The organism is Kitasatospora sp. NPDC032757 (assembly GCF_055579305.1).
Genome location: NZ_JBVINN010000035.1, coordinates 46,918 through 60,479 on the forward strand (window position 1 = coordinate 46,918; position 13,562 = coordinate 60,479).

The window sequence follows — 13,562 nt, forward strand, 5'->3', positions numbered from 1 at the left end:
GGACAGGCGGTGTCGCACGGACGTGCGACGGCGGCCGGGCAGGCATGCGAAGAGGCCCGGAGCGGTGCGCTCCGGGCCTCTTCCGCAGGGCTACCGCCCTACATGGTCCTGCCGATCAGTCCAGGTAGTCGCGCAGCACCTGGGAGCGCGACGGGTGGCGCAGCTTCGACATGGTCTTGGACTCGATCTGGCGGATGCGCTCACGGGTGACCCCGTACACCTTGCCGATCTCGTCCAGCGTCTTCGGCTGACCGTCCGTCAGACCGAAGCGCATCGACACCACGCCCGCCTCGCGCTCGGACAGGGTGTCCAGCACCGAGTGCAGCTGCTCCTGGAGCAGGGTGAAGGAGACCGCGTCGGCCGGGACGACCGCCTCGGAGTCCTCGATCAGGTCACCGAACTCACTGTCGCCGTCCTCACCCAGCGGGGTGTGCAGCGAAATGGGCTCGCGGCCGTACTTCTGGACCTCGATGACCTTCTCCGGGGTCATGTCGAGCTCCTTGGCCAGCTCCTCCGGGGTGGGCTCGCGGCCCAGGTCCTGGAGCATCTGGCGCTGGACGCGGGCCAGCTTGTTGATGACCTCGACCATGTGCACCGGGATACGGATGGTGCGGGCCTGGTCGGCCATCGCGCGGGTGATCGCCTGGCGGATCCACCACGTGGCGTAGGTGGAGAACTTGTAGCCCTTGGTGTAGTCGAACTTCTCGACCGCACGGATCAGACCGAGGTTGCCCTCCTGGATCAGGTCCAGGAAGAGCATGCCGCGGCCGGTGTAGCGCTTGGCCAGCGAGACGACCAGTCGGAGGTTGGCCTCCAGCAGGTGGTTCTTGGCGCGGCGGCCGTCCTCGGCGATGATCTCCAGCTCGCGCTTGAGCTTGGGAGCCAGCTTGTCGGCGGCCGAGAGCTTGTCCTCGGCGAACAGGCCGGCCTCGATGCGCTTGGCGAGCTCGACCTCCTGCTCGGCGTTGAGCAGCGGGACCTTGCCGATCTGCTTCAGGTAGTCCTTGACCGGGTCGGCGGTGGCACCGGCGACGGCGACCTGCTGGGCCGGGGCGTCGTCCTCGTCGTCGTCGGAGAGCACGAAGCCCTGCGACTCCTCCTCGGGCTCCGCCTCCTCGCCCGACTTGTCGCCGGGGAGGGCGACGTCCTCGAGCAGCTCCTCCTCGCCGACGATCTCCTCGTCGCCCTTGCCCGCCTTGGCGGACGCGGTCTTCTTGGCGGCGGTCTTCTTGGCCGGGGCGGCGGTCTTCTTGGCCGCGGCCTTCTTGGCCGGGGCCGCCTTCTTCGCCGCGACCGCCTTCGCCTCGGCGACGACGGTGGTCGTCCCCTCGACGGTGATGTCGGCGGACACCGTGCTGACCGTGGCCGAGGCGGCCACGACGGCCGGAGCGGCGACGGGGGCACCGGGGGCGATGCGCACGGGCGGCTTGGTCGGGGCCGCCGGGGCAGCCGGGTTCCGGGTGGTGACCGCCTTGGTGGCAGTGCGCTTGGCGGGGCTCTTGGCCGCGACGCTCTTGCGCTTGGCGCCGGCCGGTTCGGCCGCGCTGACCATGAGATCCACCCCCTCCTCAATCAGAACCTGGTTGAGGCTGCGCATGACGTTCTTCCACTTGGTGACCGGGATCTGGTCCGCCTCGAACGCCTGGCGCACGTCGTCACCGGCGATCTGCCCCTGGGCCTTGCCCCGCTCGATGAGCGCCAGCAGAGCCGCGGACTCGGCGATCTCGGGGGGAAGTGAACGGGATGTGCTGGCCGACACGAACAACCTCTCGGACGATGAGTGGACTCGAACCCGTACCGGCCGCCCGAGCGGGCGGGGAAGGAAATCGCGCGTCAGGCACGCGGTGTCGATTCCGACCGACTCGGGCTTGAGGACTGGGTTTGCAGGACGGCAGCAGCGCCGCAGACCAACACAGCATTCTGACATGTTGGGGTATTCCGGAGCTGCTTCCGCTCTGGAGACATCGCTGCTACTCGTCAAGTGTTACGCATGGCCTTCGTGTCGCGGGTCACACCACTCGGCGCCCGCGGCCCGGGGCCGGCTTCCATCATCGCGCACTCGCGCCGAAGTTGGTTGGCATGGCCAGGCCATATCGGCGTGGCGGGAGGCCGGGGGCCGAGGCGGGCGGGTCGGCGGCCCGGCACACAAGGGGCCCTCCGACCGCGCCGTGGGGTGCAGCCGGAGGGCCATGGGTTCGCCGGGGTCGCTCGGTCGCAAGGTGGGCGGCTCAGTGCTCCCGGGGGGCCGGGACGGACGGCTCGATCTCCGGGTGGACGGTGAGCAGCGCCCGCATCGCGACCTCGCCCGCGGTGCCGTCACCGGTGCCGAGCGCGTCCACCAGCCGGGCGTGCAGGCTGACCGAGGCCTCCGAGGGGCGCTCGCAGGCGGTGGCCGGACCACCGGACACCTGGAGCGCGCCGGAGACGATCCCGGAGAGGTGCTCCAGCATCCGGTTGCCGGCCATCTGCAGGACGAGGGCGTGCAGCTCGGCGTCGGCCCGCGAGAACGTGGAGAGGTCGGCCTGGGCGGAGGCGTGGCCCATGATCTCGATCAGCTCGACCAGCCGCTGCTGGACGTCCTCCCGGCCGTGGCCGGCGGCCAGCCGGGCCGCCAGCGGCTCGATCGCCCAGCGGAGCTCGAACAGCTCCCGGCGCTGCTCGTCGCGCTGCGGCCCGAAGGCACGCCACTCGATGATGTCCGGGTCCAGCAGGTTCCAGTCGCCGACCGGACGGACCCGGGTGCCGACGTTCGGCCGGGCGCTGACCAGGCCCTTGGCCTCCAGCACTCGCAGCGACTCGCGGACCACGGTGCGGGAGACCTCGAACCGCTGGCCGATCTCCTCGGGGACGAGCGGGCGGTCGGCGCCGAGGTCACCCGAGACGATCATCTGACCGAGCTGCTGCACCAGCTGGCCGTGCAGACCGCGGCCCCGGCTGCTGGTGGTCTTGCGGCCGACCCGGGCCAGATCCGACTCGGCGCCCTCCCAGCGGGGCGCCGGCGGGACCGGCCGGTCGGCGTACGAGAAGCGGTCCAGGTCGCCGGAGCCGGGGATGGCACCTTCGGCGGAACGGGCGGGGGTCATGGTGGGGTGCGCAAGGGTACTCACAGGTCCTTTGTCGGCGATCGGCGGGCACAGCTTGAGGATTCTCGTGAAAAGCACACGAAAGGGTGATCGACCGTGACTGGATAATTGACTTCTTATCAGGAAGAACCGCGCATTACGGTCACAGCTGGTCGATCTTGGCGGACCGTCAGCGACGGCCGGGCCCCGGCGGGGCTTCCCGCAGGAGCCGGGGCCGTGGCTTCAGGGGCCTCAGAGAGCCCGGCGACGGGCCTGGACCAGAAGGGTCGCGAGCAGCAGCACCAGGGCGGGCGCCGCCACCGCCGCCAGCAGCGCGGGATCGGTCAGCGCCGAACCGCCCTCCGCAACCCGGCGGTCCCCGCCGTACACCCATCCGTACGCCCACTCGATGCCGGACTGGAACGGCAGCAGCTCCGCCGCGCGGATCGGCCAGGCCGTCCCCGTCTGCCGCAGCAGCAACGCCACCCCGGACTCCAGCAGCGCCGGCAGCGCGCAGAGCAGCAGCACACCGGCCGCGGCGCTGCGGGTCAGCGAGGCCGTCAGGACGCCCGTCCAGCCCGCCACGACGACCAGCCCGACGAAGGCCAGCAGCGCCCCCGGCACCCCGTGGCCGGCCCCGAGCCCCACCGGGGCGAGCAGGCCCGGGAGGTCTGCGAGCCCCGTCAGACCCGCCGAGGACAGCGCCACCGACACCCGGTCCGAGAGCGCGGCCGGGTCCGACCAGGCGGCCGCCGTCACCCCCGCGGGCAGCGCGAGGTGCACGGCCACCGCGTCGACCAGCAGGGTGGCCAGCGCCAGCAGCCCCGCGACCGGGCCGATCACCGCCAGCTTGGCCAGCAGCAGCCGCACCCGCCGCAGGTACGACACCTGCGAAGCCGGCAGCCCCGGGTGGCGCACCTCGTGCCCGTAGGAGAGGGCACCCAGCAATCCGGCGCCGAGCGCCGCGAAGGGCAGCGGGATCAGCGGGACGGTCGCCGTCAGCAGCCGGACGCCCGCCGGGCCGGACAGCGGACCGGACACCTGACCGGCCGGCGTCTGGGCGGCCAGCACGGCGGCCACGACGGCGTCGCAGAGCAGGACCGCGGCGAGAAGCAACCAGGTGGAGCGAATGCCGCGCAGCCGGCGCAGCTCGTAGGCCAGGGCACGCACGGTTCACTCGCTCCGGTGGTCGGGGGTGTGGGCGGACGCGGGGGTCGGGGTGGGACTGTGGGCGGGGGTGGAGCTGTGGGCGCTGCGGGTGGGGACGGCCTCCGGATCCAGGCGGCCGAGGCGGATGGTGTCGGCGGTCAGCAGGTATCCGGCGGCGGCCTCCTGGGACCGGTCGCGGGGTGCGGTGGCGGCCTGACCACCACCGGCGGGCCGGACCAGAGCGCTGAGGCCGTCCCGGAAGAGGCGGTCCACGGCGACGGTCGGGGAGGTCTCCGCAGGGTCGGCCGGATCGGCCGGGTCCGGCCCGGAGGATGGGGCGGGCGGGGCCGGCCGTGTCGCTCGGGCGGCCGCCGCCGACAGCGCGGTCGCTGCGGAGGCGGAGCCGGAGGATTCGGCGGCGGGAGCGGCTGGGGTGAAGGCGGCGGTGAGGGCGGCTGTGGAGGCGGCAGGGGCGGAGGAGACGGCAGGGGCGGGCGAGGAGGGGAGCGCGAGAGCGGGGAGCGCGACGCCGCCCGGTGTCCCCGTGCTCGGCTGGGGCACGTGGGCGTGTCCGGCCCCGGCCTCCCCCGATGCCCGGGGCCGCTCCGGCTCCGGCCTCGCCGCCTCCTCGCTCGCCACCGGCATCGCCTGGGTGACCATCGTCGGGCCCGCCACTTGCTTGTCGGCCGACGGACGGGCCTTCACCGGGCGGGTCCTGACCGGACGGTCCGGCACGGGTCCAGCCAGCCTCCGGCCGGCCGGGGCCTGAGCGGCCGGCGCCTGCTCCGGTGCCTGCCTGCCCGGCTTCTGCCCGGCCGGTGCCTGACCCCCCGTTGTCTGCTCCCCCGGTGCCGGGTGGACCTGGAGGTGGCCGGAGCGGCCCGAGGCCACGGGCAGCGTGGCGCGGGGAGCCGGCTGCTCGACCACCCGGTCGGCGAGTTCGTGCAGCAGGATGCCGTGCTGGTAGGCGAGTTCGCCGATCTCGGTGCGACCGATCCCGGCCACCGCGAGGCCCGCCCCGCCGTCGCGGCGCACCTGCGCGCCCTGGCCGACCAGAAGATCGGCGAGCCGGGCCATCTGCGGCCCGCGCACGGCGACCTCCGGGCTGAGCCGGGTACGGCAGAACTCCGACACCGGCTGGTCGGCCACCATCCGGCCCTGGTCGAGCGTGATCACCCGGTCGGCGAGCCGGGCGGCCTCCTGCGGGGTCCGGGTGGTCACCAGAACCGTCCCGCCCGCCACACCGAACGAGCGCAGGAAGGAGTGGAACCACTCCACATTGCGAGGCGACAGGCCCTCGGTGGGCGCGTCGAGGATGAGGGTGCCGGGGTCTCCGAGCAGGGCGGTGGCGAGCGCCAGCCGACGGTGCATGCCGGGCGAGAAGGTGCGTAGCCGCTGCCCGCAGACGCTGGCGAGCCGGGTCTGCTCCAACAGCTCGTCGGCCCGCCGGGCCGGGACTCCGAGGGCCGCCGCCAGCATCCTGAGGTGGCTCTGGGCCTTCCGGCCGGGGTGCCCGGCCACTGCACCCGCGGCCCCGCCCGGGCCGGGCAGCAGCACGCCGACCTCCCGCTCGGGGCGCCGCAGCCGGCGGTAGGTGCGGCCGTCGAAGAGTGTGACGCCCTGGCCGCGTTCGAGTTCGAGCATCAGCCTCAGCGCGGTGGACTTGCCCGCGCCCTCAGGGCCGAGCAGCGCCGTCACCACGCCCGGACGGGCGTCGAAGGTCAGATCGAGCACCGCCGGCGGGCCGCCCCTGCGGTAGACCTTGGTCAGTCCGGTGATCTGGATCATCGCTGGCTGCTCCCATGCCCTCGGCCGACCTGCGTCCCTGCGCGACGCGGGGCCGTGCCCGCACGGCCCCGCGCCAGCACATTAGGGGGCCGCCACGGGGATTCCGGGCATTACGGGAGCGGCACGGGCTCGCTGCCCGCACACCTCACCCGATCAGGGGACAATCCGGTCCTGCGACGCCACCGGGCCGGGGGCGAGCAGGGGTTTGGCAGGGACTGGGGCAAGGGTTGGAGCAGGCAGCAGCCGGGGCGGCGGAGCAGGCCGCGGGCCGTCGGCTCAGGACTCCGGCCGCAGCATCGGCGGGTTGAGCACGGTGGCCCCGCCCGCGGTGAACAGCTGCGCCGGACGACCGCCCTGACGCGTCGTCGTGCCGCCGGAGGGCAGCAGGAAACCGGGGGTGCCGGTGACCTTGCGGTGGAAGTTCCGTGGGTCGAGGACCACACCCCACACGGCCTCGTAGACCCGGCGCAGCTCGCCGACGGTGAATTCGGGCGGGCAGAAGGCCGTGGCCAGTGAGGAGTATTCGATCTTGGATCGGGCGCGCTCGACACCGTCGGCCAGGATCAGCCCGTGGTCGAAGGCGAGCGGGACTTCGTCGGCCGGGTTCTTTCCCAGCAGCTCGGTGACCGGGGCCCAGCGGGCGCTGCTGGCGTCGCCGCCGGCGCGCGGGGTCGGCAGGTCGGGCGCCAGGACCAGGTACGCGACACTGACCACCCGCATCCGGGGGTCGCGCTGGGGGTGGCCGTAGGTCGCGAGCTGTTCCAGGTGGGCGCCGGCCGTGCCGGGGCTCGCCGCTTCGTGGCCCGGGGCGGAGTAGGCGCGCAGGCCGGTCTCCTCCGCCAGCTCCCGGGAAGCCGCCTCGGCCAGACCCTCGTCCGGGCGGACGAAGCCACCGGGCAGGGCCCAGTAGCCCTGGAAGGGGGGCTCGCCCCGTCGGACCAGCAGGGCACACAGCGCGTGGTCCCGCACCGTCAGCACCACCAGGTCAACCGTGACAGCGAACGGGGGGAAGGCCGACGGGTCATAACGCGACATGGCGACGATCATAGTCGTCTCTCTGACGATAAGCACAGGCCCGTGCACGGACTGTGCAGTGACGGTCCGGTGACCACCCTGCCCGGGGCGCGCGCCCCGGGCCGAGGCCGTGGCAGGGCCCCCCGGGGGCGGGTCCCCGGGGGAGTCGGGCCTTCCCCGGGGGGGCCCTGCCACGGGGTGGGACCCGTGGGCCAGTCCTTGCCGGGGGTGGTCCGGGGCAGGCCCTTTCCGGCAGCCGCCCGCCCCGGGTGCCACCCGCGTGGCGGTGGCGGCGTCAGCGGGCGACCAGCTGCAGCTCCGCGGACGCCTCCTCCACCATCGCGACGCCGATCCGGCTCACCCGGACCGAGAAAGGCTCCCCGGCGACCCGCAGGCCGGTCAGCTGCAGCTCGCCGAGCGGCGCCGTGCTGGCCGGGCGGACCAGCACCCGCCCGCCCGGGACGTCGGGGCGGACCCCGGCGAGCGCGAACACCGCGTGCACCGCGCCGGCCGCCGAGACCGCCGCCGGGCGGCAGGCCGCCGGGTGCGGCACGGGCGGGCAGCCGAGCGTGCGCTGCTCCCCCGCGTACATCTCGGGCAGTCGCCCCTCGAAGTGGGCGGCGGCGCCGAGCAGGCCCTGCAGCAGGGCACCGGCCTCGTTCTCGTGGCCCGCCTCGGCCAGCCCGGCGATGGCGAGGGCGGTCTCGTGGACCCGCACGGCTCCGCTGCGGTGGCCGAGCGGGTTGAACCGGGGTGACTTGGCGCTGAGCGTGCGCAGGCCCCAGCCGCTGTCCAGCTCGGGCGCGGCCAGGCGCTGGGCGAGCAGCCTGGTCTGCTCGCGCTCCAACAGGCTCTCGTGCCGCCCGCCGTCTGCGGAGAGACCGGGGTCGAGGAGGTGGACGAAGGAGGAGGCGACCGCGGGCAGCGGCTGGCCGCCCGGCCCGAGGCCGAGGCCGGCCGCCGGGCGGCCGCCGGAGAGGTCGTCGATCCAGAACCGCTCGCGGAACCGCCCGCGCAGTGCGGCCGCCCAGCCGCGCCACTCCTCGGCGCCCGGGCGGCCGAAGGCCTCCAGCAGGTCGGCGCCGTGCAGGGCGGCGCGGTGCGCCTGGGCCTGGACCTCGGCCCGGGCCGCCACCGGGTGGGTTGCGCGGTCCTCCACCGGGCGGCTCAGATCGGTGACGAAGCCGTCGACCAGGCCGTCACGGAGTGCCCCGAGCGCACGCTCGGCGGCCGGGAGCAGCTCGGCGACCTCCTGCCGCGGCAGACCCCAGCGCCAGGCCTCGGCCAGCACGGTGATGAACAGCAGCGTCGCCTCCGTGGCGGTGCAGGTGGGCGGCAGCTCCGGTCCGCCGTGCCGGAGGGCGCCGGGCAGCAGCCCCTCGGGGCGACGGCCCGGCCCGCCCTGACCGCCGCTCTGGCCGCCCGGCCCGTGCACCGGCCCTGCCGGGCCTGCGACGGAGCCGAGCTGCTGACGGCGGGCCAGCGCCCGGAGGGTGCCGGCGGCCAGCCGGGTGCCCAGCGGGAGCATCAGCCGGGCCGCCCACAGTGCGTCGGCCGGGGCGAGCCCGAACCGCCAGGGCGCGCCGGAGGCCGGGTAGAGATCGGTGGGGCGGTCCGGGTCGGCGAACAGCAGGCCACCGAGGGCGTCCAGGGAACGCGGCACCAGCAGCTCGACCCGGGGGTCGTCGCTGCGGACCTCCGGCTCCGCCCAGGGCAACGGGACACCGGTGCCGCGCCCGCCCGGCGGCCGGGGGCCGGGGAGGGTGCTCTCCAGCTCGGTGCGGAGCTCGACCGACCAGCGGGCGCCGGGCTGCACCTCGAGGTCCCAGCGCAGTACGCCGGCGCCGGCCAGGACGGCGTGGGGCGACGGCTTGGCACTGACGACGGCGCTGTGGGTGGGGCCGACCCAGCGCAGCCCGGCGGACTGCACCTGGCCGGGCAGATCCGGCGAGCGGTGCCCGGCGGCGATCTCGCCGACCGGGCCGAGGTCGGTGCCGAGCGCTATCTCCAGCGGTAGTCGGGCAGGCCGGCTACCGGTGTTGCGGACGGTGACGGTCTCGACCCCGTCGGCGTGCCGCAGCCGCTCGACGGTGAGCGCCGGGTCGGGGTCGGGGTCCCCGGGGATCCGGACGGCACCGAGGAAGCGGGCCTGAGCCGCCGTGGTCGAGGTGCCCTGGAGGGGCAGTGGCTCCATGCCGCCGAGCCGCAGCTCCATCCGGGCCAGCACCCGGACGCCGGAGCGGTAGAAGCCGTGGAGACCGTGGCCGCGCAGCTGCCCGTCCGGGCCGGAGGCGGCCATCGCGGGCGCGTTGACGCAGAGCACCGCGTGGTGGACGGCGGCAGGCTGCGGGCGCGGCGGCGCCGCGGACCGGGCCTGGCCGGCGGGGGCGCCTCCTTGGACCTGGTCGGGACGGCCGACCGGTCTCGGCGCGCCGACCACGCTCTCGGCCGGCATGGCCTGTGGCGGCCTCGCCTGTGGTGGCCTCATGGCGGTCACCGGACTCTCCTCCCCTCGGCGGTCCGGTGGCCGGTCAGGCCGGTGGGCCGCGAGCATGCTCGATCGCGTGCTGATGGTGCCTGGCCGGCGGAGGTTCCCGTCGGCGTCTGTGCCGTGTCTGGCCGTACCCTGCGCCGGGTCGTGCCATGCGACGCGCGGTACCGCTCCGGTACCGGCCCCGCCGCGCCCCGGGCACGCCGTTGTGCCCCGGGCGTCGTCGTGTCCGGCGTCCGGCCGTGCCCATGACCCCCTGTCCCGGCCGGTGCCCGGACCGGCCGTCGCCGGGCGGCGGCAGCACGCCGTACCCCGCGGGCACCTGTCCGCCTGGCTCGGCCGCCGTCGGCGCCCCGGCGGCCGTGGGCGCGCCGCGACTCCGTCCGCCTCCGGGGCCCGGAGGCCGTTCCGGCGCAGTGCCCCCGGGGTGAACGCTGCCGACCGGTCGCAGGTAACGCCCGGTGCGCCGGTTCGGCCTTCCGGTCGGCACTGGCGGGCGGTCGTGCCACTGCCGTCGACGGAGCCCTGCCACCCCGTGCCGGTGTCGTTCCGGGCCGAACGCGCCCCCGCCGGGGTCGCCGGCCGGTCGCGCCCGGCACAACGGGCTGACGGCGCAGCAGGCGGGTGACCGGGAGTGGCAACCGCCGGACCGGCCCGACCGCCGCCAGGATACGGTGCGGGGGTCGCGGCGCCCGCACCGGCAACACCGTGGAGAGCGACGTGACCGCTGTGACCTGCACGTACCGAGGAGTTGTATGTCCACCGCCAGTCGGCTGCCCGGGATTGTCACGACCGACCACGTCTTCCAGCTGCCCCTCGACCACACCGCCCCACAGGGCGAGCAGATCGAGGTGTACGCCCGTGAGGTGGTGGCTCCGGGCCGCGAGAAGGACGACCTGCCCTGGCTGCTCTTCCTCCAGGGCGGGCCCGGCGGCAAGGCCGGACGCCCACTCGGCCGTGACGGCTGGCTGGAGCGCGCCCTCGACGACTACCGGGTGCTCCTGCTCGACCAGCGCGGCACCGGGCGGTCCACGCCCGCGAACCGGCAGACTCTCGCCCGGCGCGGCGACGCCCGGCAGCAGGCGGACTACCTGGCGCACTTCCGCGCGGACTCGATCGTCCGTGACGCCGAGCTGATCCGCCGCCGGCTGCTCGGCGACGACCGGCGTTGGAGCGTGCTCGGGCAGAGCTTCGGTGGCTTCTGCACCCTCACCTACCTCTCGATCGCACCCGAGGGTCTGCACGAGGCCTTCATCACCGGCGGCCTGGCCGGCCTGCACAGCTCGGCCGACGACGTCTACCGGGCGGCGTACCCCCGGGTCGTCCGCAAGAACGAGGGGCACTACGCCCGCTTCCCGCAGGACGTCGAGGCGGTGCGGCGGATCGCCGCGCACCTGACCGCCTCGCCTGCGCCCCTGCCCGGCGGCGGGCTGCTCACCGTCGAGGCGTTCCAGGCCCTCGGAATCGTGCTCGGCGGCGGCAGCGGCTCCGGCAGCCTGCACTACCTGCTGGAGGAGGCGTGGGTGGAGGGCGCGGCCGGGCCCGAGCTGTCCGACACCTTCCTGGCCGAGGCGCAGGCGAAGCTCTCCTTCGCCGGGGGGCCGCTGTACGCCGTGCTGCACGAGTCGATCTACGGGCAGCGGTCGGTGGACCGGGCCGGGACGGCGTGGTCGGCCGAGCGCGTCCGCAAGGAGTTCCCGGATTTCGACGCCCGGGCCGCCCTGCAGTCCGGGGAGCCGGTGCTGTTCACCGGGGAGATGATCTACCCCTGGATGTTCGACACCGATCCGGCGCTGCGGCCGCTCAAGGAGACCGCGGAGCTGCTCGCCGCCCGCACCGACTGGGCCGACCTGTACGACCCGGCGCGGCTGGCCGGCAACGAGGTGCCGGTGGTCGCAGCGGTCTACCACGACGACATGTACGTCGACACCGCGGACTCGCTGGCGACCGCCCGCGCCGTGCGCGGCCTGCGGACGTGGATCACCAACGAGTGGGAGCACGACGGCCTGCGGGTGAGCGGCGGCAAGGTACTCGACCGCCTGCTCGCGATGGCCCACGGCGAGGCGTAGCCGGCCGAGGAGCGACAGGCCTGGGTGTCTTGGCTCCGGACGCGGCCGGCCGGGGTTTGGCAGGCCGCGGTGCGCTGCGCCTGGGCGCGGCCGGCCGAGGCGCAGCAGCTTGAGGCGCAGCAGCAAGGAACGGGCCGCCCGGGCCTGCCGCGGGGCGGGCCCGGTGCCCCCGCCGGCCGGGCGGAGCGGTTGCCCCGTCCGGCCGGCGGAGGGGATCAGCGGGCACGACCGGCCGACGGCGGTGTCACTCCGCATGCCGGGATCCGATCACCGGGCGCCGGGCGCCCCGGCACCGGCCGCGCCGGCCGTTCGGAGCGGCCGGGGCGGCGGGCGCCCAGGGCGACGCGCGGCCGAGCCGCAGCCTGCGCGCAGGGCGCGGCTGGGCCGACGGCCGGCACCTCTCCGGGTGGTCCGTCCGCTGGCGAAGCTGCGCGACCGTACCCCCGGCGGAGCCGACGGACGTATCGGACGCGCCGGACGCGCCCTCGGTCCGGTCCACCGGTTCTGGGGACGGAACGGCGCCCGAGGCGGTGGGGGCGGCCGGCCCGGCCGGGCCCGGGCGGGCGCGCCGTCGGCGGGTCGTGGACGGGGCGGGATCACGCGGTTTGTCAGGCCCTTGGCCCGGAGCCCGCTCGGGAGTCCGCTTCGCCCCCCGCTCCGGCTCGCCCGGCGGGCCGCCCTCCGGGTCTCGCTCCGACTCGCGGGCCGGGTCGGCTTCCAGGCCGGCGGCCGTCTCGGTTCCCTGAGCCTCCCCAGTGCGGCGGCGGCGCTCGGCGTCCGCCCTCGCCAACAGGGAAGTCGGGGAGAGCCCGCCGTTCAGCGACTCGTAGAGCAGCTGGGCCAGCCGGTAGGAGGGGTCGAGGCGGAGCGCGTGGGCGAGGACGACCCGCGCCGTCGCGGTGTCCCCCGCAACCCAGGACACCCAGGCCAGCAGGGTGAGCGGGGGCGGGGCGTAGCCCGTGTAGGGCGGCACACAGCGCACGGCGAGGAAGCGCCAGAGCCGCTGGGCGGGAGCGAGCTCGGCGGGCCGGGCGTACTCGGCGGCGCGGTCCCGGGTGCGCCGGTCCCGGAGGGCGATGAGCAGCTCTGCCGTCCGGCGCTCGTCGAGCTCGTGTGCGCCGGCCATGAACTCGGCGACGGCCCGGTCGAGCAGCTCGGCGCCCCGCTCCGGGGAGAGCGCAGGCCCGCGCCCGGCTCCCCCGCCGCCCTCGGCCCGGGCGAGCGCCAGGCGCTGGGAGTCGGCGCCCGGCGGGCCGATCGGTGCCAGCCCGGCGACGATCGCCTTGCGGCTGCCGCGCGGTGCGAGACCGGCCACGGTGGCCGCCACGGCCACCGCTCCGGGAGCGGGCGCGTGCCGGACCGGATGCCCCGCCGGGTCGCAGCACCCGTCGCGGCGGCAGAGGAAGGACCACCAGCGGCCGGCGGAGACGCAGAGTGACTCCTTCACCGGCACCCCCCTGCTCTCGAAGGCCGCCCGCAGCTCCGCCGCGAGCGGTCTGAGCCCGTCGAGCACGGGCGGGCCGTGCTCGGTGCGAGGGTCCTGACAGAGGTAGAGGAGCACCTGGGCCGGGCGGCGGTCCCGCTGCTCGGACAGGCCTACGAGCAGGGCGGCCGTCTCGGCCGCGGCCGCCGGCCACTGCGCCGGCGACTCCGGGATGTCCAGCCGGATCACCCCGCCCTGGTGGAGCTCCGGTCCCTGGAGGCCGACGGCGACGATGCTGTCGTCGGGGAAGAAACCGAGCAGGTAGGGCAGCAGCTCGGCCATGTCGGCCGGGCCCCGCATGGTCACCGGCCGAGCCTCGGAGGGGCGGCCGAAGGGGAGGGTGATGCGTTCGTTCGTCATGGCCGGAAGATTGCCGCAATTCGAGAACGCCCCCGGATTTTTCTTTTTTCCTGTGGATAAACCCGCCCTGTGGATAAAACCTCCCTCGTTCGGGGCATACACACCCACCCTCCCGAGGGATATTTGACGGCCGTTCAGCGGAAGAA

Annotated in this window: 8 protein-coding genes; 1 reads left to right on the plus strand and 7 read right to left on the minus strand. The window is 75.2% G+C overall.

Features of this window, described 5'->3' with window-relative positions; genetic code table 11:
- Positions 1–115: 115 nt before the first annotated feature.
- The 6 genes from ACZ5WK_RS30045 to ACZ5WK_RS30070 all read right to left on the minus strand — a co-directional run bounded on the left by ACZ5WK_RS30045 (position 116) and on the right by ACZ5WK_RS30070 (position 9,501).
- The gene (locus ACZ5WK_RS30045) at positions 116–1,765 is read right to left on the minus strand and encodes an RNA polymerase sigma factor (protein WP_465551967.1); all 1,650 of its coding nucleotides are present in this window, start codon (positions 1,763–1,765) and stop codon (positions 116–118) included.
- 463 nt (positions 1,766–2,228) lie between these two features.
- The gene (locus ACZ5WK_RS30050; protein ID WP_465551969.1) at positions 2,229–3,161 is read right to left on the minus strand and encodes a FadR/GntR family transcriptional regulator; all 933 of its coding nucleotides are present in this window, start codon (positions 3,159–3,161) and stop codon (positions 2,229–2,231) included.
- 153 nt (positions 3,162–3,314) lie between these two features.
- A complete protein-coding gene (locus tag ACZ5WK_RS30055; protein ID WP_465551971.1) occupies positions 3,315–4,232 on the minus strand; it encodes a hypothetical protein in 918 nt (305 codons plus the stop codon).
- 3 nt (positions 4,233–4,235) lie between these two features.
- On the minus strand, positions 4,236–5,999 hold the full coding sequence (locus tag ACZ5WK_RS30060; protein ID WP_465551973.1) for an ABC transporter ATP-binding protein: 1,764 nt from the start codon (positions 5,997–5,999) through the stop codon (positions 4,236–4,238).
- Between the two features lie 276 nt (positions 6,000–6,275).
- The gene (locus ACZ5WK_RS30065; RefSeq protein WP_396323763.1) at positions 6,276–7,034 is read right to left on the minus strand and encodes an NUDIX hydrolase; all 759 of its coding nucleotides are present in this window, start codon (positions 7,032–7,034) and stop codon (positions 6,276–6,278) included.
- Positions 7,035–7,308: 274 nt separating this feature from the next.
- Entirely contained in the window at positions 7,309–9,501 is a 2,193-nt protein-coding gene (locus ACZ5WK_RS30070; protein ID WP_465552038.1) for a glycogen debranching N-terminal domain-containing protein, read from the minus strand.
- 758 nt (positions 9,502–10,259) lie between these two features.
- On the opposite strand from ACZ5WK_RS30070, the gene ACZ5WK_RS30075 reads away from it, so the two are divergent.
- Positions 10,260–11,573 (plus strand): alpha/beta fold hydrolase, encoded by a 1,314-nt coding sequence (locus ACZ5WK_RS30075; protein WP_465551976.1) that lies wholly within the window; start codon positions 10,260–10,262, stop codon positions 11,571–11,573.
- A gap of 244 nt (positions 11,574–11,817) precedes the next feature.
- Here ACZ5WK_RS30075 and ACZ5WK_RS30080 read toward each other — a convergent pair whose 3' ends face one another.
- A complete protein-coding gene (locus ACZ5WK_RS30080) occupies positions 11,818–13,416 on the minus strand; it encodes a DUF4192 domain-containing protein (protein ID WP_465551978.1) in 1,599 nt (532 codons plus the stop codon).
- Between the last annotated feature and the right edge of the window lie 146 nt (positions 13,417–13,562).